This window comes from Pseudoalteromonas sp. QJM3NY_22, assembly GCF_056173065.1.
Map to the genome: position 1 here is coordinate 3,702,202 of NZ_CM149655.1, position 21,324 is coordinate 3,723,525.

The 21,324-nt window shown below is 39.1% G+C and carries 20 protein-coding genes; 16 read left to right on the forward strand and 4 right to left on the reverse strand.

Annotation, left to right across the window (positions count from 1 at the left end; genetic code table 11):
* Positions 1-63 precede the first annotated feature (63 nt).
* A complete protein-coding gene (gene glnE / locus AC0VZ4_RS17140) occupies positions 64-2,859 on the reverse strand; it encodes a bifunctional [glutamate--ammonia ligase]-adenylyl-L-tyrosine phosphorylase/[glutamate--ammonia-ligase] adenylyltransferase (protein WP_475440254.1) in 2,796 nt (931 codons plus the stop codon).
* A 78-nt stretch (positions 2,860-2,937) separates the two neighbouring features.
* Here glnE and AC0VZ4_RS17145 point away from each other — a divergent pair, with 78 nt between their 5' ends.
* The 6 genes from AC0VZ4_RS17145 (at position 2,938) to ruvX (ending at position 7,591) form a co-directional block, all read left to right on the forward strand.
* Positions 2,938-3,831 carry a DUF350 domain-containing protein gene (locus tag AC0VZ4_RS17145; RefSeq protein ID WP_007376516.1) on the forward strand — a complete coding sequence of 298 codons (894 nt, stop codon included), beginning with the start codon at positions 2,938-2,940 and terminating at the stop codon, positions 3,829-3,831.
* Positions 3,832-4,101: 270 nt separating this feature from the next.
* Positions 4,102-4,578, forward strand: a complete 477-nt coding sequence (locus AC0VZ4_RS17150; RefSeq protein ID WP_007376517.1) for a hypothetical protein — start codon at positions 4,102-4,104, stop codon at positions 4,576-4,578.
* Positions 4,579-4,654: 76 nt separating this feature from the next.
* Positions 4,655-5,389: a 16S rRNA (uracil(1498)-N(3))-methyltransferase gene (rsmE, locus tag AC0VZ4_RS17155; RefSeq protein ID WP_475440255.1), complete on the forward strand. Its 735-nt coding sequence runs from the start codon at positions 4,655-4,657 to the stop codon at positions 5,387-5,389.
* A gap of 54 nt (positions 5,390-5,443) precedes the next feature.
* Complete coding sequence (gshB, locus tag AC0VZ4_RS17160) at positions 5,444-6,394, forward strand: glutathione synthase (protein WP_475440256.1); 951 nt, start codon at positions 5,444-5,446, stop codon at positions 6,392-6,394.
* Between the two features lie 154 nt (positions 6,395-6,548).
* Entirely contained in the window at positions 6,549-7,106 is a 558-nt protein-coding gene (locus tag AC0VZ4_RS17165; protein ID WP_007376520.1) for a YqgE/AlgH family protein, read from the forward strand.
* A 35-nt stretch (positions 7,107-7,141) separates the two neighbouring features.
* Positions 7,142-7,591 carry a Holliday junction resolvase RuvX gene (gene ruvX / locus AC0VZ4_RS17170; protein WP_096793772.1) on the forward strand — a complete coding sequence of 150 codons (450 nt, stop codon included), beginning with the start codon at positions 7,142-7,144 and terminating at the stop codon, positions 7,589-7,591.
* A 59-nt stretch (positions 7,592-7,650) separates the two neighbouring features.
* Here ruvX and AC0VZ4_RS17175 read toward each other — a convergent pair whose 3' ends face one another.
* Complete coding sequence (locus AC0VZ4_RS17175) at positions 7,651-8,787, reverse strand: PilT/PilU family type 4a pilus ATPase (protein ID WP_033040501.1); 1,137 nt, start codon at positions 8,785-8,787, stop codon at positions 7,651-7,653.
* A gap of 9 nt (positions 8,788-8,796) precedes the next feature.
* Positions 8,797-9,837: a type IV pilus twitching motility protein PilT gene (locus AC0VZ4_RS17180; protein WP_008136622.1), complete on the reverse strand. Its 1,041-nt coding sequence runs from the start codon at positions 9,835-9,837 to the stop codon at positions 8,797-8,799.
* Positions 9,838-9,839: 2 nt separating this feature from the next.
* Here AC0VZ4_RS17180 and AC0VZ4_RS17185 point away from each other — a divergent pair, with 2 nt between their 5' ends.
* The 8 genes from AC0VZ4_RS17185 to AC0VZ4_RS17220 all read left to right on the forward strand — a co-directional run bounded on the left by AC0VZ4_RS17185 (position 9,840) and on the right by AC0VZ4_RS17220 (position 16,867).
* Positions 9,840-10,553: a YggS family pyridoxal phosphate-dependent enzyme gene (locus AC0VZ4_RS17185; RefSeq protein ID WP_475440257.1), complete on the forward strand. Its 714-nt coding sequence runs from the start codon at positions 9,840-9,842 to the stop codon at positions 10,551-10,553.
* A 17-nt stretch (positions 10,554-10,570) separates the two neighbouring features.
* Positions 10,571-11,392, forward strand: a complete 822-nt coding sequence (proC, locus tag AC0VZ4_RS17190; RefSeq protein WP_008136620.1) for a pyrroline-5-carboxylate reductase — start codon at positions 10,571-10,573, stop codon at positions 11,390-11,392.
* 27 nt (positions 11,393-11,419) lie between these two features.
* On the forward strand, positions 11,420-11,953 hold the full coding sequence (locus AC0VZ4_RS17195) for a YggT family protein (protein WP_002962568.1): 534 nt from the start codon (positions 11,420-11,422) through the stop codon (positions 11,951-11,953).
* 60 nt (positions 11,954-12,013) lie between these two features.
* The gene (locus AC0VZ4_RS17200; RefSeq protein ID WP_007376526.1) at positions 12,014-12,457 is read left to right on the forward strand and encodes a DUF4426 domain-containing protein; all 444 of its coding nucleotides are present in this window, start codon (positions 12,014-12,016) and stop codon (positions 12,455-12,457) included.
* A gap of 4 nt (positions 12,458-12,461) precedes the next feature.
* Complete coding sequence (locus tag AC0VZ4_RS17205) at positions 12,462-13,061, forward strand: XTP/dITP diphosphatase (RefSeq protein ID WP_033028329.1); 600 nt, start codon at positions 12,462-12,464, stop codon at positions 13,059-13,061.
* Positions 13,058-14,194, forward strand: a complete 1,137-nt coding sequence (gene hemW / locus AC0VZ4_RS17210) for a radical SAM family heme chaperone HemW (RefSeq protein WP_475440258.1) — start codon at positions 13,058-13,060, stop codon at positions 14,192-14,194. Before AC0VZ4_RS17205 ends, hemW begins: the two co-directional genes overlap by 4 nt.
* 79 nt (positions 14,195-14,273) lie before the next feature.
* Positions 14,274-16,109 carry a DUF885 domain-containing protein gene (locus AC0VZ4_RS17215; protein WP_007376529.1) on the forward strand — a complete coding sequence of 612 codons (1,836 nt, stop codon included), beginning with the start codon at positions 14,274-14,276 and terminating at the stop codon, positions 16,107-16,109.
* Between the two features lie 89 nt (positions 16,110-16,198).
* Positions 16,199-16,867, forward strand: coding sequence for a hypothetical protein (locus AC0VZ4_RS17220; RefSeq protein ID WP_475440259.1), 669 nt, complete (start codon positions 16,199-16,201; stop codon positions 16,865-16,867).
* On the opposite strand, the gene AC0VZ4_RS17225 is transcribed toward AC0VZ4_RS17220, so the two are convergent.
* Positions 16,864-17,580 (reverse strand): SIMPL domain-containing protein, encoded by a 717-nt coding sequence (locus tag AC0VZ4_RS17225; RefSeq protein WP_475440260.1) that lies wholly within the window; start codon positions 17,578-17,580, stop codon positions 16,864-16,866. The two genes, AC0VZ4_RS17220 and AC0VZ4_RS17225, sit on opposite strands and share 4 nt — an antisense overlap.
* Positions 17,581-17,694: 114 nt before the next feature.
* On the opposite strand from AC0VZ4_RS17225, the gene AC0VZ4_RS17230 reads away from it, so the two are divergent.
* Together AC0VZ4_RS17230 and AC0VZ4_RS17235 are read left to right on the forward strand one after the other, a co-directional pair.
* Positions 17,695-20,364 carry a bifunctional acetate--CoA ligase family protein/GNAT family N-acetyltransferase gene (locus AC0VZ4_RS17230; RefSeq protein WP_475440261.1) on the forward strand — a complete coding sequence of 890 codons (2,670 nt, stop codon included), beginning with the start codon at positions 17,695-17,697 and terminating at the stop codon, positions 20,362-20,364.
* On the forward strand, positions 20,364-21,317 hold the full coding sequence (locus AC0VZ4_RS17235; protein WP_096793781.1) for an ion transporter: 954 nt from the start codon (positions 20,364-20,366) through the stop codon (positions 21,315-21,317). The genes AC0VZ4_RS17230 and AC0VZ4_RS17235 overlap by 1 nt, the downstream gene beginning before the upstream one ends.
* Positions 21,318-21,324: the final 7 nt, after the last annotated feature.

Here is a 21,324-nt window from a genome sequence, read left to right on the forward strand (position 1 = left end):
GTCAATGGATCGTCAAATATTTCTTAACTGATCGGCATTAAGCTTTAGCTTGGGTTTTTAAATTTAACTTAACGCAAAAATGCTATTCCAAATATGTGTTACATGAGTAATATCATTCTGGAATGCTTCTCGTGATACTAATTTACCTTGCTGATCTAAGCTCAGTACATGGTAGCAAGAACGATAATCAATATACGCTTTGACCAACTGTTGCTTTTGCTCTTCAGTAATACAACCAATTTTAGCAGCCTCAGTTAAAATTCTTACGTTGTCAGAATAAACTATTAGCTTTTCAAATTTATAGGCATATTTGAGCACTATATATTGCGTAATAAATTCAATATCAGCCATACCACCAATATCTTGCTTTAAGTCAAATTGATCAGTATTTCCTTTTGCTAGATGATCACGCATTTTTTCACGCATTTTTATAACATCATCTTTTAGTGTTGTAGCATCGCGTTGTTGACTCAGTATATTTTTTCTAATTTCTAGAAAGCGTTCAACTAGCTCATCTTGACCTAAAATTAAGCGAGCACGAACAAGTGCTTGATGTTCCCACGTCCATGCTTGAGTTTGCTGATAATGATTAAAGCTTTCAAGGTTGATCGCTAGCAACCCTGATGCACCTTCAGGTCGTAAGCGTGTATCAAGCTCATATAAAATCCCCGATGCGGTACGTGTATTAAATAAATGCATTAGGCGTTGTGCGAGTTTTAGATAAAACTGCCTTGAATCAATTGGCTTATCGCCATCAGTTTGACTAGAACCGTCGTGGTTATGTACAAAAACTAAATCAAGATCTGAATCGTAACCCACTTCAAATCCCCCTGTTTTACCGTAAGCAATTACGGCAAACCCTTTATTTTCATCGTCAGTGCCCGGCGGCATGCCAAAACGCTTAACCGTATTATGCCATGCAATATTAACAGCTTGATCAACAATCGCTTCGGCCAGTGCTGTTAAGTGATCGCTTACTTTCATAACATCAATTACTCCAGTAGCATCAGCTGCTGCGATACGTAATTGATGTGTTTGTTTGAACTGCCTTAGAGATTCCATTTGTAGTTCTAAATCATCATGTTCAATGCGTAAGAAATATTGCCTTATTTCATATTTATAAGCAGTTAAAGGGGTCGGCTTATACAAAACTGCAGGATCAATAAGCTCGTCAAGTAAGATAGGATAGCGAGATATATGTTCTCCTATCCATTTGCTATGGCAACACAATAGTACCAGCTGCTTTAATGTTCCTGGATTTTCGTATAATAATTCCAAGTACGCAGTACGCGAAATAATTTTATTTAGTATTTGGCAAACCATAGAAAATGCTGCACCACTGGCGTTAAAATTATTTAACTGTTTTAGTAAAGCTGGCATTAATTTATCGAGAATATCGCGCCCCCGATTACCTATTTTTGCCTTTGATATACGTTGTTTAAAATCTTTTAATGGTAATTGCCAATCATCTTTTGGCTCATTTAAAAAACTAATATCACCATGATCCCATGCACTCACAAATGCCCCTTCACTTGTATCTAAAGGCTCCGTTTCTTCACCAATCACCTGTGTAAATTCGTTATGTATTTGCTGCATGACGTGATCTATTTCAACCAATGTTGCGCCAAAATCATCCTGTTCTAATAAAGTATTTAGGCGTTGCTGGTTTAACTCATCATCCGGCAATGTTTGTGTTTGCTGGTCGTCGAATATTTGCAAGTACTGTTCAACTTTACGTAAATAAAGATAATTATTCTCAAGACCTTGCGCTTCAAGCTCATTAATAACTTGGTTAACCGTTAACTCCTTTAACGCTTTAAGTAATGATTGCGTTTGTAAGTTAGCTTCTCGTCCACCTCTTACCATTTGCAACGCTTGAACAATAAACTCAACCTCTCGAATACCACCACCACCTAGTTTGATATTATTAGTTAAACCTTTTCGCCGCACTTCTTGGGCAATCATTAACTTCATTTTTCGTAGTGATTCAATCACTGAGAAATCAATATAGCGACGATATACAAATGGCTTTAAAAGCTGATTAAATTCATCCCAATACTGATTAGGTGTACCAATTAAACGCCCTTTTAACATGGCATAACGTTCCCAATCTCGTCCTTGCTCTTGGTAATAGTCTTCAATTGCGTTAAAGCTCATAACAAGTGGGCCACTTTCACCAAACGGGCGAAGTCGCATGTCAACCCTAAATACTTGCCCGTCACCGGTCGTTTGATTTAGCGCTGCAATTAGCTTTTGTGCCACCTTTGTATAAAATATTTGCGCCTCTAAGTTTCGACGTCCACCTTGTGTTTTAACACTGCGGGGATAAGCAAAAATAAGATCTATGTCTGATGAGTAATTAAGTTCTTGCCCCCCTAGCTTACCCATACCAAGTACCATTAATGGCATTGCTCGGTTACCCTCATCTAAAGGTTCGCCATTAATTTTAGCAACGTGCGTATGCGCCCATTGATTCGCACTTTCTATCAATATATCAGCAAGCTGACTAATGTATTTTATGCTATCAGCAATTGGGTGATTACAGCATAGATCTAAAAATGCGACCTTAAGCCAGTACTTCTCTCGAAACTGACGAAGTATCTTATGGCATTCATTTTCATCTATCTCAGCTAAATTTCTATTTTCAAAAGGAGAGTTAATAATTCGGCTTTGTATTTCGTCTTTGCATGTTAGCCACTCTTTTAAGTCTGGTTGGGATCTTAAACTACGCCACGCAAAGTCACTTAATCCGAGTAACTTTACAATAACGGGCTCTTTATTTTGCTCTGGGTACAACTGCTCAAAGCGCATTAAGCCAAGTTTTTGTAATTGAATAGGAAGTTGCTTTACGTTACTCATCAATACTCTCTTTTATATCATCAGTAACCGTACTAGAATGATTAAAACCTAGAAAGGTTAACTCTACTTAGGAATACCATGTCTTATTTGTCATTATCTAACACTAGTTTTGTTGCGATTGCTATTAGTTTTGCGGTTATTTGCATAACTATATTTTGCCTACGAGTCGTAACTCAAATTAAAGCAAAACAAGCGCTTAAAGATGAACTTGCGCAGCACGATAACTTTGCAATGGGGATTAGTTTTGCCTCTGAAATATCAGTTGTTATTGCAACTATGGCTTTTTTGTTTGATGAAATTAGCGTAAGTACTGCGCAATCCAACCCTTTAAAAGTGATTGTACTAATTATTCTACTGTTTATTTTTATCAAAGCGGGACACTTAATTCATCGAAAATGGATTCTCCATCGTTTTAATGAAGAAGCCGCTATATTAAAACAAAACGTATGTGCTGCATTAGTCGATTCAGGTATGTTAATCGCTAACTGCATTATGACTTTAGGGCTTTATACATGGACCCATACACAAGGTCTAAGTAACTTGCTAATTGCTTTTGTTAGTTTTTTTGTCCTGCAAGGTATGTTCGCTTTTGATAGTAAAATCCGCGAGTACCGCTTTGCAAAAGCGAATCAAGGAGCTTCATTACAGAGCAACTTTAATTTAGAGAACACCTCGATAGGGATACGCTATGCTGGTAAGTCGATTGGTTTAGCACTCGCTGTGTATGCTGGTTTATCCAGTGCTGAATTTCAAAATGGTAAAATGGTAGAAAATTTATTCACTCTCGTCATGCACTGCGGTGTAATGTGGATATTACTGTATGCGCTTACTTTTGTAATAAAAGTTATATCCTTACCTAATATTGATACAGCGCTTGAGGTTGATCATCAAGATAACATAGGGATTGCTTGTATTGAATTTGCTGTTTTTTGTGCTATTGGCTACTTGCTAATTAGCATGTTTTCTATTTAGCCTCCCTTTGACTGAAAAGGTTGGCCAGCGTACTAGATTGCTATGATATTAAAATTTATTTAGCGCTTGGAAAAATAAGGTGAATTTACACATCAATAGTGGGCTTACTGCACGTGAATTCAACATCGTTAATGTTGAATTCAGCTGTGTAAGATAAATTGGCTATTTTTGGCTCAAGTTATTTTTCAGTGAGTTCTTTAAATTAAACGACTGTAAACAATCTACTTTTAATTAAGTTTGTATACACTGACCTAAATACGATGGGGACTTATGCCATTCCAAGTGACTAACTATTTATTAATAGACATAGATAAAGAGTTTAGCCGATCATTTGCTGAGCACTATTTTAATAGTGAACGACGAAATACATCGAGCCCCTTAGTCATAGCGGGTTCTAATATGCGCCAATTAGTAAAAATGATGTTTGATGAGCTTATAAAAGACTATTGCTATTGCGATTTTGAAAACGAAATAAGTGTTTCTGAACTTGCCAGCTACTTGCATGAGCATCACAGTATCGAAGGTATTTTACTAAATAAAGTTGACTACTTACTGGCCGATGATGCACAGCGATTTATTTATAACTCTTTGCATAAAAATCGCATTTTAGTTAGCCAAGATGAAAATGGTTTTAACTTTTGCCCACTAACAGACCAAAGTCACTCAAATCATCTATCTTGCCACACCGATATAGCGGAAACTCCTTTGAACCTAGTTGAGTTAACAGAACAACTTAATAGAAAATAAATAATTGCACCAAGCTCACAGCTTACTTACCATAGCGGTATATAACTTTTATGCGCTAACCTATAAGTGACATTACATGCGAGTTCCTCATATTTATCAAAAATCTAACATTATCTTAAATACCCCCGTTTCGTTAGATGAAGACGCTGCAGGCCACGTTGGCCGTGTACTTCGTATGAAAGTAGGCGAAAATGTGTCTATTTTTAATGGCGAAGGCGGCGAATACCTTAGTGAAATAATTGAAGTAACTAAAAAAACAGTTGTAGTAATGCCATATGAATTTAATGCTCATGATGTTGAATCCCCCTTAAAAATTCATTTAGGTCAGTGTGTTTCACGTGGCGATAAAATGGATTTTACGATTCAAAAATCAGTTGAACTAGGGATTACCGAAATTACGCCTATTTTTAGTCAGCGCTGTGGCGTAAAACTAATGGGTGATCGCCTTGAGAAAAAACACCAACAATGGCAAAAAATCGCAATTGCAGCAGCTGAGCAGTCAGGACGTAACTTTATACCAATCATTAATCCACCGATTGATTTAAAACAATGGCTTGCACAACAAACCAATGCAATTAAGCTCACACTCCACCCTAGTGCTGAGCACAGCATTAAAACTATTACAGTACCTAAAGATGGCGTGCGCTTTTTAGTCGGTCCTGAAGGTGGTTTTACCGATGATGAAATGGCACTAACTAAGCAACTAGATTTTGTAGATATTCGTTTAGGCCCGCGTGTTTTACGAACGGAAACGGCCGCTTTAACGGTCTTAAGTGCATTACAGCTTCAATTTGGCGATTTAGCTAATTGAAATAACTAAAAGCACCCTCATATAAACAGTAACATTTATAGTAAGGCACAGCGCATGGCAATTAAGTTAGGTATTATTTCAGATCCTATTAGTGGATTTAACATCAAAAAAGACACCGGTTTTGCAATGATGATGCAAGCGCAAGAACGCGGCTACGAAATTTATTATATGGAGATGGATGATTTATCTCTTCGTAAAGGTAAATCTTACGCTACGGCGTCTAAAGCGCAAGTATTCAACAATGCAGAAAAATGGTACGAGCTTGAAGAAAAAGCCACTATAGCCCTTGCCGACCTTGATGTAATTTTAATGCGTAAAGACCCTCCTTTTGATACTGAATACATTTACGCGACGTATATTTTAGAGCGTGCAGAACAAGAAGGTACGTTAATAATTAACAAGCCACAAAGCCTTCGCGATGCTAATGAAAAGCTATTTACAGCATGGTTTAGCAAACATACGCCAGATACCCTGGTTACACGTAGTCAAAAACAAATTCGTGAGTTTTTAGCCGAGCATAAAGACATTATTTTAAAACCACTTGATGGCATGGGTGGCGCATCTATTTTCCGCATTAGAGAAGACGACGCTAATATTGGTGTAATTTGTGAAACGTTAACCGAACACGGCAGTCGCTTTGCTATGGTGCAAAATTATATTCCTGAGATCAAACAAGGCGACAAGCGCGTATTGGTTATTGATGGCGAAGTCATTCCGTATTGTTTAGCGCGCATTCCACAAAATGGTGAAACACGCGGTAACTTAGCTGTAGGCGGTCGAGGCGAAGCGCGTCCTCTTAGCGAATCAGATTTAAAAATAGCGCAAGCTGTTGCACCAACGCTTAAAGAAAAAGGCTTAATATTTGTAGGCTTAGATATTATTGGCGATAAATTAACTGAAATTAACGTCACTGCACCAACGTGCGTGCGCGAAATTGAAGCTGCTTATGATATTTCAATTACGGGTATTTTATTTGACGCAATTGAGAAAAAACTAGGTAAATAAGCACATACCTAATCGTTACTTATAGCTTTTTCGCATTAAAAATTAATGCAGTAACTGCTGCATTAATTTTTAATGATATACATAAGCTTATTTAGTTTTAAAAACATAGGTATATGCCATACTCAAAGTCCACTAACTTAAAAGGGTGAAATCTATGCAGTCATTAGAAAATCATTTTTTAATCGCGATGCCGTCGATGCAAGACCCTTTTTTTAAACGTGCCGTTACCTATATTTGTGAGCACAATGAAGATGGGGCTATGGGCTTGGTGATCAACCAACCTATTAATGTTACCGTTGGCGAACTACTGGACAAAATAGAAATAGATAATGATAAAACCCAGCAAGCTGCACAAGTTGCTGTATATGCAGGTGGCCCGGTTAAAACCGATCGAGGCTTTGTACTGCATTCTCCAAAACTGGGTTACACCTCAAGTCAAAAGCTCAGTAGTGACATTATGATCACTACATCTAAAGATGTACTCGCAAGTTTAACAACCGCACAAGCACCCGAGCAGTTTATCATTACCTTAGGTTATTCAGGTTGGGAGCAAGGTCAACTAGAGCAAGAACTGCTTGATAATAGTTGGTTAATTATAGAAGCTGATCCGAAGATCATTTTTAATACGCCCGTTGAAAAACGATGGGAAAAAGCGGTTTCAATGCTGGGCTTTGATATAAGCCAACTAAGCCCTGAAGCCGGTCACGCATAGTAATTTTAATTATTTAAAACTTAAACAAGACAAACATGACAAAAAAAACGCTTAAACCGCAAGGCGAGCGAACCGTAATGGGCTTTGACTTTGGCACCAAAAGTATTGGCATTGCTATTGGTCAAGAGCTCACTGGTAGTGCATCGAGCCTAAAGGCTGTAAAAGCGCAAGATGGTATTCCAAATTGGGATCATATTGCAGTACAAGTGTCGCAGTGGCAGCCCGACTTAATGGTTGTTGGTTTGCCGCTAAATATGGATGGGACTTCACAAGAAGTAACCTTTAAAGCTAAAAAGTTTGCTAACAGGCTGCATAACCATTACGGCATTCCTGTGCAAACGCAAGACGAGCGCTTAACAACAGCCGATGCTAAAGCTCGTTTATTCGAGCAAGGCGGCTATAAAAACTTGGGTAAAGGTAATGTAGATAATATGTCTGCGGTTATTATTTTAGAAAGTTTTTTTGAATCTAGTTACGGTGAATAATAAGGCCGTATAAAATATAAAAGCGCCAACTTGGCGCTTTTATATTTTTCATTTAGCATTTAGTAATTACTGTCTTTTCCATCTAAACCATCTATCGTTACACCTTGTAAAAAACCAGCTCCTTGTTGTTCATTATTACGTAGTTTAATCATCAAACGTAAATCATTCGGCGAGTCAGCATGGTGCAGCGCATCAGCATAGTTAATTGATTGTTGTTTATAAAGTTCAAATAATGCTTGATCAAAAGTTTGCATGCCCATTTCTTTCGATTTTGCCATCGCCTCTTTAATACCACCAATATCACCATTTTTAATGAGCTCTGCAATCATCGGCGAGTTAAGTAGTATTTCGATTGCTGCAACACGACCTTCACCATCAGAAGTAGGTAATAACTGTTGAGCAATAATAGCGCGCAAATTTAGCGCTAAATCGTATTTAAGCTTATCGTGCTTTTCTTTAGGTACTAAATGCATTATTCGATCAATAGCTTGGTTAGCATTATTAGCGTGTAGTGTAGCAACACATAAATGACCTGTTTCAGCAAAGCTAAGTGCATATTCCATGGTTTCTTGTGAGCGTATTTCACCAATCAAAATTACATCGGGTGCTTGGCGCAATGAGCTTTTGAGTGCTGATTCAAAACTTTCTGTATCAAGCCCTACTTCGCGCTGAGTAATAATACTTTTACGATGTTCGTGAACAAACTCAATAGGATCTTCAATTGTTAAAATGTGACCACGTTGATGACGATTTCTATAACCAATAAGCGCCGCTAAAGACGTTGATTTACCCGTCCCTGTACCACCCACAAATAACACAAGCCCACGCTTAGACATAATTACATCCGTGAGCGTAGAGGGCAGACCTAACTCTTCTACATCAGGTATTTGCGTAACTATTCGACGAATAACCATACCTGCTCTATCACGCTGCCAAAAGGCAGAAATACGAAAACGCCCTTCGTCAGTTGCAATCGCAAAGTTGCATTCCTTAGTTGCGTGATACTCCGCTTTTTGCTTTTCGCTCATAGCAGACTCAACAAGCTCGAGCGCTTCTTCATCAGTTAACTTTTCATCACCTAAGTGGATAAGTTCGCCATTTATTTTAGCGCTTACAGGTAACCTACTTGATACAAATAAATCAGAGCCTTTTTTCTCAATCATTAACAGTAAAAAATGATTTAAAGATAACGTCATAATAGTTCCTTAACCGCCAAATTGTGTTTTGTCTTGTGCTTTTTCTTTAGCTGCAACGTTACTAACAATACCGTGATTAACTAAGTTTGTTAAACACTGATCCATTGTTTGCATACCAACGGATGCGCCAGTTTGGATAGATGAATACATTTGCGCTACTTTATCTTCACGAATTAAGTTACGAATAGCAGGCACTGCAATCATAATTTCATGTGCAGCGACTCGCCCACCACCCACTTTTTTAAGTAATGTTTGTGAAATTACTGCACGTAATGATTCAGACAACATTGAACGGATCATTGCTTTTTCTTCACCAGGAAATACATCGATAATACGGTCAATCGTTTTTGGTGCTGAAGTGGTATGTAGCGTACCAAATACCAAGTGCCCGGTTTCGGCTGCGGTCATTGCAAGACGAATTGTTTCTAAATCACGTAACTCACCCACAAGTATTACATCAGGGTCTTCACGCAGAGCACTACGTAGCGCATTTGAGAAACTATGTGTATCGCGATGGACTTCTCGCTGGTTAATTAGACTTAATTTATTATCGTGAACAAATTCAATTGGATCTTCAATTGTTAAAATATGATGATGTTTATTTTGATTTATATAATCAACCATCGCGGCAAGTGTCGTTGATTTACCCGATCCCGTAGGCCCTGTAACCAGAACTAGTCCTCGAGGAGTATCAGATATTTTTTTAAAGATTTCTGGCGCACCTAAATCATCAAGCGTTAACACTTCACTTGGTATGGTACGAAACACTGCTGCTGGTCCGCGATTAGAATTAAACGCATTCACACGAAAGCGTGCTAAATTAGGTACTTCAAACGAAAAATCCACTTCGAGGTTTTGTTCGTAGTCCTTGCGTTGATTATCGTTCATAATATCGTAAACCAGACTGTTTACGTCTTTATCTTCTAATGCAGGTATATTAATGCGACGAACATCACCGTCTACGCGTATCATAGGTGAAACACCCGAGGATAGGTGTAAATCGGATGCTTTATGTTGCACACTAAACGCTAATAATTCGGTAATATCCATTTATGACTCCACAACTAACTGATAAATATATGGTTACAATAGCAGAACGACTCACATCCGCCTACGCTAGAATTGCAACGGCTGCAAAAAACACACAGCGAAATAACAATGAAATAACCTTGCTGGCAGTGTCTAAAACGAAACCAAGCGAAGATATAATTGCAGCTTACAAACACGGCCAGCGCGAATTTGGTGAATCTTATGTTCAAGAGGCTATAGATAAAATAGCTCAACTACAGTCATATAGCGACATCATTTGGCATTTCATTGGCCCTATTCAATCCAATAAAAGTGCCTTAGTGGCTGCCAATTTTGACTGGGTGCAAAGCGTTGATCGCATGAAAATAGCGAAACGATTAAACTCCCAGCGCCCAGGCGATAAAGCGCCTCTAAATGTACTTATTCAAGTAAATATAAGTAATGAGGAAGCAAAGTCAGGTTGCCACCGCGATGAAATAGATGAACTTGCCGATTATATAAACCAATGTGAGCACCTAACACTTCGAGGTTTAATGGCAATTCCTGCTAAAAGCGACAAACTGGATACACAAATTCAATCTTTTGAGCAATTGCAAACTTGCTTTGATAAACTAAAGACCCAATATCCTCAAGTAGATACTTTGTCGATGGGTATGAGTAACGATGTTGGAGCTGCCATTAGTGCAGGTTCAACCATGGTGAGGATCGGCACAGACATTTTTGGAACACGAACTTAAAAGGTGATAACAGATTTATGTCAGATAAAAAAATCGCATTTATAGGCACAGGTAATATGAGTTACGCCATTATTGGTGGCATGGTAAAAAACGGTTTTAACGCAAGTAATATTATTGCAACTAACCGCAACCAAGAAAAGCTTGCAAAGGTAGCATTTGATTTCAAGGTGCAAACCACCAGTGACAATAACGAAGCCCTGCGCGATGCTGATGTAATTGTTTTGTCTGTTAAACCACAAATGATGGGCGATTTATGTAAATCGTTTCAAGAGTCAGGCATAGACTTTAGCAATAAACTGTTTATTTCTGTTGCTGCGGGCTTAACCGTAAAACGTTTGCGCGAAATGCTAGGTCAAGACGTTAAAATGATACGTTGCATGCCAAATACACCGTCTTTATTAGGTCGCGGAGTATCAGGTTTATATGGTGCGGGCGAAACACAAAGCGAACACGAATTTGTACAACAAGTTTTTGAATGCACTGGCATTGTGGTATGGGTTGAAGAAGAGTCACAAATAAACGATATTATTGCTGTGACCGGCTCATCACCTGCTTACTTTTTCTTGTTTATGGAAGCCATTGAAGAAAAAGCCAAAGCACTGGGCTTTAACGACGAAGACGCTCGTCGTTTAGTGCAACAAACAGCCCTTGGCGCCGCCGAAATGGCACTTAGCCAGCCTGATATTAGTATTTCGCAACTACGTTCGAACGTAACATCTAAAGGCGGTACTACTCACGCAGCTGTTGAGCACTTAAAAGATGAAGGCTTAACTAAAACCGTTGGCGATGCAATGGATGCGTGTATTGCGCGTGCAGAGCAAATGGAAAAAGAACTTTAAAACTACTTTTTTATTGAAGGTTACACTATGAATGCCATGCAATTTTTAATCAGTACCTTGTTTGATTTGTTTTTAATGGTGGTATTACTGCGCTTTTGGCTGCAGTGGGCAAAAGCCGACTTTTACAACCCAATGAGCCAGTTTGTGGTTAAAGCCACTTCGTTTGCAGTAAAACCACTGCGTAAAATCATTCCTGGATTTGGTGGGCTTGATTTAGCTTCTCTGTTGCTGGCATTTATAGTCGCTGTAGCCAAAATCAGTACTTTAATGCTTGTTATATATAATGCGTGGGCAATACAGCCTGTACTTATTCAAGCACTTATAACGGTACTAAAAGAAGGCCTTAATTTAGTATTTTGGGTACTTATTATTCGCGCTATTTTAAGTTGGGTTAGCCAAGGTTATAACCCTATAGAAGCGGTTTTCCATCAGCTTACTGAACCAATGCTAAAACCAATTCGTAAAATATTGCCATCAATGGGTGGCTTAGATTTATCAGTTTTAGTACTTATTATTGGTATTCAGTTTTTGCAAATGCTGCTTATGGATTTTTTAGTCTAATATGGATTTTTTAATTAGAGGCCCAAAGGCCTCTTTTTTATATGTTTTGAGGAATACATAATGAACCGTTTAATTAAGTTTTGTTTTATTGCTTGTTTAGCATTTGCATTTAACGCGCAAAGCGAAGAAATGCAAGGCGCACAATACAAAGAGCTTGGCCCATGGCAAGTGCATTACATTGCTTTTCCTTCTACTTTTATTCAGCCAAAAATAGCAAAAGCGTATGGCCTTGAGCGAAGCGGATACAAAGGCATTGTGAATATTTCTGTTTTAAAAAATGATGCCGAAAATACAGCCCAAACAGCAAAGCTTACTGGCACAGCTAGAAACCTACTTGGCAACAAACAAACGCTTACTTTTAAAGAAGTAAAAGAAGGTGATTCAATTTATTACCTTGCCCAAGTTGATTACACCAACGAAGAGATTTTACGCTTTGAGATTGAAATACAGCAAAGTAATCAATTTCAAAAATTACAGTTTCAGCAAAAATTTTACGTAGATTAATAACATGACCAAAACTTTAGTACTTGCTACAGGTAACCCTGGCAAAGTAAAAGAGCTAGCTAATATGCTAAGCTCTCTGAATATTAATGTAGTTCCACAGAGCGACTTTAACGTAGGTGAAGTTGCCGAAACCGGTACTACCTTTGTTGAAAATGCCATTATTAAAGCGCGCCATGCCGCTAAAATTACCGGCATGCCAGCTATTGCCGATGACTCCGGTTTAGAAGTTGATGGCTTAAATGGTGCGCCCGGTGTGTATTCTGCTCGCTTTGCAGGTACAGGTGCCAGTGATCAAGATAACATTGATAAGTTACTCGTTGATTTAGGTAATAATCCTATCCGAAGTGCACGTTTTTGGTGTGTACTGGTGTTAATGCGCCACGCAGACGACCCGACTCCGCTTATTTGTAGTGCTAGTTGGGAGGGCGAAATTACGCTCACTCAAAATGGCAACGGTGGATTTGGTTACGATCCAGTGTTTTTTGTAGCAGAACAAAATTGCACCAGTGCTGAGCTTACAAAAGAGCAAAAAAATGCAGTGAGTCATCGCGGACAAGCGCTGCAAAAATTATTACTAGAGCTACAGCAAAAAGGCGGCCTGTGAACCTTCCACCACTGAGCTTATATGTGCATGTGCCTTGGTGCGTGCAAAAATGCCCGTACTGCGATTTTAATAGCCACGGACAAAAAGGTGAAATACCTGAAGCTGAATATGTTCAACACTTAATTGATGACTTAAAAGCTGATTTGCACTTAGTACAAGGGCGTAAAATTCACAGTATTTTTATTGGTGGCGGCACGCCGAGCTTATTAACTGGTGCAGCTTATACCCGATTATTAAATGAAGTCGACAACCTAATTGGGCTTGAAGAACACTGCGAAATTACCCTTGAAGCCAACCCTGGTACAGTAGAAACAGGTCGCTTTAAAGATTACGTAAAAGCAGGCATTAACCGTATTTCTATTGGCGTGCAAAGCATGCAAAACGACAAGTTAAAAGCACTTGGTCGGATTCATGGCAGCGACGAGGCTAATTATGCTGCGCAGCAGGCTAAAGAAGCCGGTTTAAACAGCTTTAACCTTGATTTAATGCATGGCTTACCAGGGCAAACACTTGACGATGCACTGAGTGATTTAAAGCAAATTATAGCGCTCGATCCACCACATATATCTTGGTATCAACTAACTATTGAACCCAATACGCAGTTTGCTTCAAAACCCCCTACCTTGCCACAAGACGAAACACTGTGGGACATTCAAGAACAAGGAGTAGAATTACTCAAGCAAGCCGGTTACGTGCAATACGAAATATCGGGTTATGCAAAACCGGGCTATCAATGCCAACATAACTTGAATTATTGGCGTTTTGGCGATTATCTTGGTATTGGCTGCGGCGCACATGGTAAGGTTACTGATGAAAATACAGGGCTTATAACGCGCACCGAAAAGGTTAAGCACCCGCGCGGTTATATGGATTTAATTAAACCATATATGTACAAAAACTGGCATGTAGAGCAAGACGATTTAGCATTTGAATTTTTTATGAATCGCTTTCGCCTTGTTGAGCCTTGCCCAATTAATGATTTTAATAAACTAACAACACTGCCACTGAAAAGTCAACAAAGCGCACTAAACCAAGCACTTAATAAAGGTTTATTGACTCAAACAGACAGTCATTGGCAGGTAACCTTAAAAGGTCATCGCTTTTTAAATGACCTACTAGAATTGTTCGTGTAGTGCTAAGGCACTACACGACAATATAAAGCGAATAAATATAAAACACCCTAATGGGTTTCTAACAACAAAAGGGAAAACAATGCGTAAACTTACTTTTATTGCAGCGGCTGTAAGCGTTGCACTGCTTGCTGGTTGCCAGCAAACAACACAACAATCAACTCCAGCCTCTGTTGCACAAGCAGTTCAATCACAACAAAGTGAAATAGACAAAGCGAATGCATTTTTTGAAGATACATTTAATCGCGATGTAATGAGCAGTCCTGTATATCAAACATATATGGGTATTAAGCAAGATTACGATAAGTGGGACGATGGCAGCGAAGAAAGAAAGCTTAAAGATTTAGCACAAACAAAAGCTGACCTAGTTGCATTAAAAGCAATTAATCGTGATTTATTAGATGATGCAACAAAAGTAAGTTACGACTTAAAAAAACAAGATCTTGAAAGTTCAATTGCCGACTTTAAATGGCGTTACCATAATTACCCTGTGAACCAAATGTTTGGTACGCATTCTATGATCCCTGCGTTTTTAATTAATCAGCACTCAATTAGTAATGCAAAAGAAGCTAAAGACTACATTTCACGTTTAAATGGTGTTACTGAGGTTATTGATCAGCTTATTACTGATTTAAATGTACGTGCAGAAAAAGGCATTATCGCTCCTAAATTTGTGTTCCCGCATGTTATTGATTCAAGTAAAAACATTATTCACGGTGCCCCATTCGAAAAAGGCGATGATTCTACATTGCTTGCTGATTTTAAACGTAAAGTAGCAGTGCTTGAAATTAGCCAAAACGAAAAAGACTCGTTAATCAGCGATGCATCAGATGCATTAAAATCGGCTGTTAAACCATCTTACTCTAAGCTAATTAACTACCTAGCACAGTTAGAAAAACGTGCAGATAACCGTGATGGCGCATGGAAATTACCTGATGGCGAAGCGTTTTATAACAACGCACTTAAGCGCACTACAACTACAGATTTAACGGCTAAAGAAATTCATGCAATTGGCCTGTCTGAAGTAACACGTATTCATGATGAAATGCGTGAAATTAAAGATAAAGTTGGCTTTAAAGGCGACTTAAAAGCCTTTATGCAGTTTATGAAAACTGACAAACAATTTTACTACCCTAATGATGCACAAGGTAAACAACGCTACCTTGATGAAGCAACAGGGCTTATCGATACAATGAAAACACGTTTAGATGAGCTATTCATTGTTAAACCAAAAGCTGATTTAAAAGTAAAAGCAGTTGAAGCATTCCGTGAAAAAGCAGCGGGCAAAGCATTTTACCAACAGCCAGCTCCTGATGGCTCACGCCCAGGTATTTACTACGCGAATCTTTACGATATGGAAGCTATGCCAACGTATCAAATGGAAGCGCTGGCATACCACGAAGGTATTCCGGGTCACCACATGCAAATAGCTATTTCGCAAGAACTAGAAGGCGTGCCTAAGTTTCGTAAATTTGGTGGCTACACTGCGTATATTGAAGGTTGGGGTTTATACTCAGAATTCATTCCTAAAGAAATGGGCATGTACTCAGACCCTTACTCAGATTTTGGTCGCCTTTCAATGGAGCTGTGGCGCGCATGTCGTCTAGTGGTTGATACGGGTATTCACGCAATGAAGTGGACTCGCCAAGAAGGTATTGATTACTACGTAAATAACACGCCTAATGCAACATCTGACGGTGTTAAAATGGTTGAGCGTCACATTGTAATGCCTTCTCAAGCAACGGCTTATAAAGTGGGTATGCTTAAGATTTTAGAACTTCGTGAAGACGCTAAAAAGCAACTGGGTGATAAGTTTGATATTCGCCAGTTCCACGACGTTGTCCTTAAAAATGGTCCTGTACCACTTAATGTACTAGAAAACTTTGTTAATGAATGGGTAGCAAGCAAAAAAGCTTAAAACCAATTTAAACAATTGGTTTTAAGATGAAAGGTCGCATTTGCGACCTTTTTTGTTTTATAGTAGCAAAAAAGACTTTGGAAATAATAATGGATTTAAGCATACAACTACTTAACGCACGTATTTCAAAGCATCAGCTAGATGAGCTTGATAACGACTTTAAACAGTTAAGCCCAGCCCAACAGACATTGCAGCTAAATCATTTATATGAAAGCACTCAGCGTATGAGCATTAAATACGACTTTATGCAAAATGTGGCAACGCGTATTTTAACTACCAATGCACCTCCAGCCGCGTTTATAAACCAATTGACAACAACAGATACGTTAACCTTTTTTACCCCAGCACTTAAAGTTAATAAAGGCTTTTTAGCGCAAGACGTGCGGGGCAATAACGCGCTGCATAATGTATTTAAACACGCCGACGATCAAAAATTACCTTTTAATTATGTGCGCTCTTTAATGCTGTTTGAATCTAACGATAATTTAGTAAAAGCGCTTGCCCAGCCAAACGATCGCGGCCTAACACCCGTAGCTTGTTACATTGCGTATGCGAATAAGCCAAGCACGCCGGTAAAACATGAGTTTTCAGCGTTATTAGCACTCATGGAAATAGAGCAAAAACAAAACCCAATGGCTAAACAGCAACTGGCAAATACACTAAAAGGCGCAGGCCTTAACGAAACTAGCATTTTACTTAGTGCTGCTTACTTGCAGCGTTCAACCGCACAGGTGGCGCATTTAATTAGAGCAATTTAGTCATCTAAATAATATTCAACACTAGTAACAACGCGTATTTTTTTGATTTGTGGAGTGTTTGAATCGCGATTACTGATACTAAATTGCCCTTGGCGAGCTGTTTTTATTTTGCCTAATTTTGAATTAGAGTCTTTAGCAAATTTATTAGCGACTTCACGCGCTTTTTCAGTTGCTTCTTGCACCATCGCAGGTTTTACATCATTGAGGCCTGTAAAAATGTATTCAACTTTTGTTTCGTAACTATCCTGCACTATTGCGATATTTTGTTTAGCAAGCTGGCTTACTTTACTCAGGGCGTTTTGTACTTTATCTGGCGCAGCAGAATAAACAATAATATTTGAGCGTATTATGTATCTAAACTTTTGATTTTCATTACTGTATTCACGTGATTGTTTATCAATAACTGACTGGCTACCTATAGTTATTTCATCGTCGTCAAAACCATGGAGTTTTAAAAAAGCAGTTACCGCATCATTTTTTTTCTCAACTCGGCTGACTAATTCTTCAAGATCATTGTCGGCATCACTAAATTGCAGAGGCCAAATTACCGTATCAGCTATTACTTCTCGCTCGGCCAATCCCTTAACCTGCACAGTACGTTCCATTCCTTTCACACCCAGAGCGGTACTTTTTAAAATAAACCCTAAGCTAATTAAGCCTATACTTAAACAAATAGCCGCTATAACAATGTAAAAACCGGGTTGTTTATTCACAATAATCTCCTTGATTGATATCAATAATAAGCATCGAGACGCTCGAAATAACACAGTAAACAAGGTACATTGAGACTATAAATAACGCAAAATTTAATCAACCTAGGAAAAGCCATGAGCCTTAAGCGTATTACCCAGTTTTTTAACCCAAGCTCAGTGGCTGTTATTGGCGCCTCTAATACATCAACTCGTGCTGGTTTTGTAGTTATGCGCAACTTACTCCAAGGTGGCTTTAAAGGGCCGATAATGCCAGTTACTCCAAGCCATAGCGCAGTACATGGCGTACTTGCTTACCCCTCTATTGCTGATTTACCAAAAGTCCCCGATCTTGCTGTTATTTGTACTAATAAAAATACCTTAATTGATGTTATTGAGCAGCTTGGAGAGCTTGGCTGTAAAACGGCTATTGTTATTGCAGATGGACTTTCTGGAGAGCAAAAAAGCGCGCTTAAAGCATGTGCTCAAACCCAGCAAGTGACTTTGCTTGGACCCAATTGTTTAGGCTTGCTGATCCCTCATATTGGTTTAAATGCGAGCTTTTCACATACTGTGGCAAGCCCAGGTAAAATTGCATTTGTATCGCAATCAGCAGCAGTATGCTCAACCATTTTAGATTGGGCTAAAAACAAAGAAATTGGCTTTTCATATTTTGTCTCGGTAGGTGATTGCCTTGATATAAACTTTAATGAACTACTCGATTTTTTAGGTCGTGATGCTAAAACTAAAGCTATTTTACTCTACATAGATAACATTGAAGATATTCGTGGCTTTATATCAGCAGCAAGAGCAGCGGCCTTTAGTAAGCCTGTAATTGCGATTAAAACAGGTAAAACAACTGCGGGCGCACTTGCAGCCGAAATTCACACCGGCGCAAAGCAAAGCTCTGATGCTGTTTATGATGCGTTATTCCAACGAGCGGGTATGCTGCGTGTAAATGATTTACGAGAGCTATTTGCAGCGACACAAACACTCGCCATGCATCCAAAATTATTAAAAGTAGAACAACTGACAATTTTAACTAATGGTGGCGGCCCAGGTGTTATGGCCGTTGATGAACTTATTCAAAGCTCCGGTAAATTAGCAGAACTAAGCATTGAAACCCGAAATGCGCTAAATAAAGTCATTCCGCAATCAGAAACCACCTCAAACCCTGTGGATATTTTTGGCGACTCAGCACCTGCGCGTTATAAGCAAGCATTAGAAATTTTACTGCACGCAAAAGAAGTTAAAAACTTACTGATTATCCATACTCCCTCAGCGCTTGCGCCCAGCGAAGACTACGCCAACATTATTGTAGAAACCTTACAAACATTACCCAAAATGGCGCGCCCTTACGTTATAACTAACTTTATGGGTGAAGACGCATCTTACGCCGCCAGAAGAGTGTGCTCAAACAACGCAATACCAACTTATAGAACACCAGAGGGTGCTGTAGGCGCGTTTATGCACTTGGTAACGTATCGTCGTAACCAAAAGCATTTAACGCAAACACCTGAGTCGAACACTGATTACGCTAAAATAAATAAAGTGGCAGCTAAAGCGCTTATTAATGAGTTTTTAGATGACGGACAAAGCTACTTACCTACTCATCAGGCAAGTCAAATATTAAACCACTATGGTATTAAATGCATTCAAACTGAGGTCGCTTACACCCCAACAGAAGCCAAAGAGCAAGCCATAGAGCTTGGCTTTCCGGTCGCGTTGAAACTTATTAGTCCAAGTATTGCCTCGAAGTCTGAAGTCGGTGGTGTGGTACTTAACTTAAACGACGCCAACGAGGTTGAACAAACTGCTTTTGCAATGCTTATCCGTATTAAAAACACGTATCCGGATGCTGTTATTGAAGGGTTTTCATTACAAAAAATGGCGCCACGAGCAGGAGCAAATGAGCTGCGAATTGCGATCAAAACAGAGCCTAATTTTGGCCCTGTTATATTATTAGGTGAAGCAGGCACTGGCCTTGAATATGCACAAGCCGCCGTTGCACTGCCTCCACTAAATATGAACTTGGCAAAGTATTTAATTGCTGCAGCGCACGACAAAGGCGTATTAAAGGAGCGCATACTCCCAGAAAAGGTTGATAAGTATCGTTTATGTGCACTGCTAACACGCATTTCTCAGTTAGTAATTGATCAACCTGACATTAGCTCAATGGAACTAAATCCTATTCTTGCCAGTAATGGGCAGTTTTTAGTGCTTGATGCCACTATGACACTTAATCGCTATCAAGCTCAGAGCAATCGTAAGCGGTTATCTATTCGTCCCTACCCTATTGAACTTGTTGAAGTGGTAACACTTAAGAATAACACCCAAGCTACGCTCAGGCCGATAAAACCAGAAGATGAACAAGCTCATAAAGTATTTGACGAGTCACTTAACAAAGAAGACAGATATAAACGCTTTTTTGGCGAGCTTCCACAGTTTAACCACGATCAACTCGCTAAAATGACCCAAATTGATTACGACCGTGAAATGGCGTTTATTGTTTGCCAACGCTTTGAAGGTAAAACCCGCACTCTGGGTGTGTCTCGCGTCATTATGGATCCCGATAACCTACATGCTGAATTTGCTATTGTAGTACGCTCAGACTGCCAAGGCTTAGGGCTTGGTCGCATACTGATGAGTGCTGCAATTAATCACTGCAAACGCCAAGGTGTGGAGTCGATTGAAGGCATAACCTTACCTGAGAATACAGGGATGATTGAGCTTGCCCGTAAGCTAGGTTTTAAAATTAGCCGCGACTTTGAAGAAGGCAGTATTAACATGGTACTTAAATTTACATAATGAATAATTCGCAGACTTTAAGACAAAAACTGGCTTGCCTGTTTGAATGCACAGGCCAGTACCGCCGAGCAGGGCATATTCTTGATATTGCACTCATTAGCTTAATAATGATCAACGTTGTAGCCATCGTTATTGAATCAATCCCAAGTGTGGTAGAGCAGTATTACAACGAATTCTTAGTTTTAGAAATTGTCTCAGTCGCTATTTTTGCTATTGAGTACTTAGCCAGACTTTGGGCTTGCGTAGATAAAACACAATATGCTGCAATAAAAGGATCTAATACCAAACGTCGGCTTAGTTATTTTTTCTCCCCTTTGGCAATTGTTGATTTAATCGCGATTTTGCCGAGCTTAATGATGTTTTTATTTCCTCTCGATTTACGTTTTTTACGTGTGCTTCGACTATTAAGAGTGTTTAAACTCACACGCTACTCACGTGCCATGCAGCTACTTTTAAAAGCCTTTAACGATGAAGGTAGTTCATTAATGGCCGCTTTTTTTATTATGGCAGTGGTGCTTATTTTAGCCTCATGCGGAATTTATTTAATTGAGCACGACATACAGCCCGATAAATTTGGCTCTATTCCTGCAGCTATGTGGTGGGCAATGGCCACACTAACGACCGTTGGTTATGGTGATGTAGTACCTATAACGCCATTGGGTAAGTTTTTCGGCGGCGTTATCACACTACTGAGCATGGGTATGGTTGCGATACCAACAGGTTTACTGGCGTCTAGTTTTTCAGAACAAATACGTAAACGCCGCCAGTTTTTTGAAGATGCCGTACATGAACAAATTCAAGATGGCACTCTTAATGATACTCAACAAGAACACCTAGAAGAACTACGCTATAAATTAGGCTTGAGTAAACTAGAAGCTAATAAGGCCATTAAAACGCAGTTAAATGAGCATAATAGCCATTTGTTTTGCAGGCACTGCGGTAAAAGGCCTTAAATGAGTG

Coding starts and splice junctions, on each gene's coding strand:
- gshB (WP_475440256.1), top strand. CDS start 5,444: ATGGCAATTAAGTTAGGTATTATTTCAGATCCTATTAGTGGATTTAAC.
- AC0VZ4_RS17235 (WP_096793781.1), top strand. CDS start 20,364: ATGAATAATTCGCAGACTTTAAGACAAAAACTGGCTTGCCTGTTTGAA.
- ruvX (WP_096793772.1), top strand. CDS start 7,142: ATGACAAAAAAAACGCTTAAACCGCAAGGCGAGCGAACCGTAATGGGC.
- AC0VZ4_RS17175 (WP_033040501.1), bottom strand. CDS start 8,787: ATGACGTTATCTTTAAATCATTTTTTACTGTTAATGATTGAGAAAAAA.
- AC0VZ4_RS17200 (WP_007376526.1), top strand. CDS start 12,014: ATGAACCGTTTAATTAAGTTTTGTTTTATTGCTTGTTTAGCATTTGCA.
- glnE (WP_475440254.1), bottom strand. CDS start 2,859: ATGAGTAACGTAAAGCAACTTCCTATTCAATTACAAAAACTTGGCTTA.
- AC0VZ4_RS17195 (WP_002962568.1), top strand. CDS start 11,420: ATGAATGCCATGCAATTTTTAATCAGTACCTTGTTTGATTTGTTTTTA.
- AC0VZ4_RS17150 (WP_007376517.1), top strand. CDS start 4,102: ATGCCATTCCAAGTGACTAACTATTTATTAATAGACATAGATAAAGAG.
- proC (WP_008136620.1), top strand. CDS start 10,571: ATGTCAGATAAAAAAATCGCATTTATAGGCACAGGTAATATGAGTTAC.
- rsmE (WP_475440255.1), top strand. CDS start 4,655: ATGCGAGTTCCTCATATTTATCAAAAATCTAACATTATCTTAAATACC.
- AC0VZ4_RS17185 (WP_475440257.1), top strand. CDS start 9,840: ATGACTCCACAACTAACTGATAAATATATGGTTACAATAGCAGAACGA.
- AC0VZ4_RS17165 (WP_007376520.1), top strand. CDS start 6,549: ATGCAGTCATTAGAAAATCATTTTTTAATCGCGATGCCGTCGATGCAA.
- AC0VZ4_RS17220 (WP_475440259.1), top strand. CDS start 16,199: ATGGATTTAAGCATACAACTACTTAACGCACGTATTTCAAAGCATCAG.
- AC0VZ4_RS17215 (WP_007376529.1), top strand. CDS start 14,274: ATGCGTAAACTTACTTTTATTGCAGCGGCTGTAAGCGTTGCACTGCTT.
- AC0VZ4_RS17180 (WP_008136622.1), bottom strand. CDS start 9,837: ATGGATATTACCGAATTATTAGCGTTTAGTGTGCAACATAAAGCATCC.
- AC0VZ4_RS17230 (WP_475440261.1), top strand. CDS start 17,695: ATGAGCCTTAAGCGTATTACCCAGTTTTTTAACCCAAGCTCAGTGGCT.
- AC0VZ4_RS17145 (WP_007376516.1), top strand. CDS start 2,938: ATGTCTTATTTGTCATTATCTAACACTAGTTTTGTTGCGATTGCTATT.
- AC0VZ4_RS17205 (WP_033028329.1), top strand. CDS start 12,462: ATGACCAAAACTTTAGTACTTGCTACAGGTAACCCTGGCAAAGTAAAA.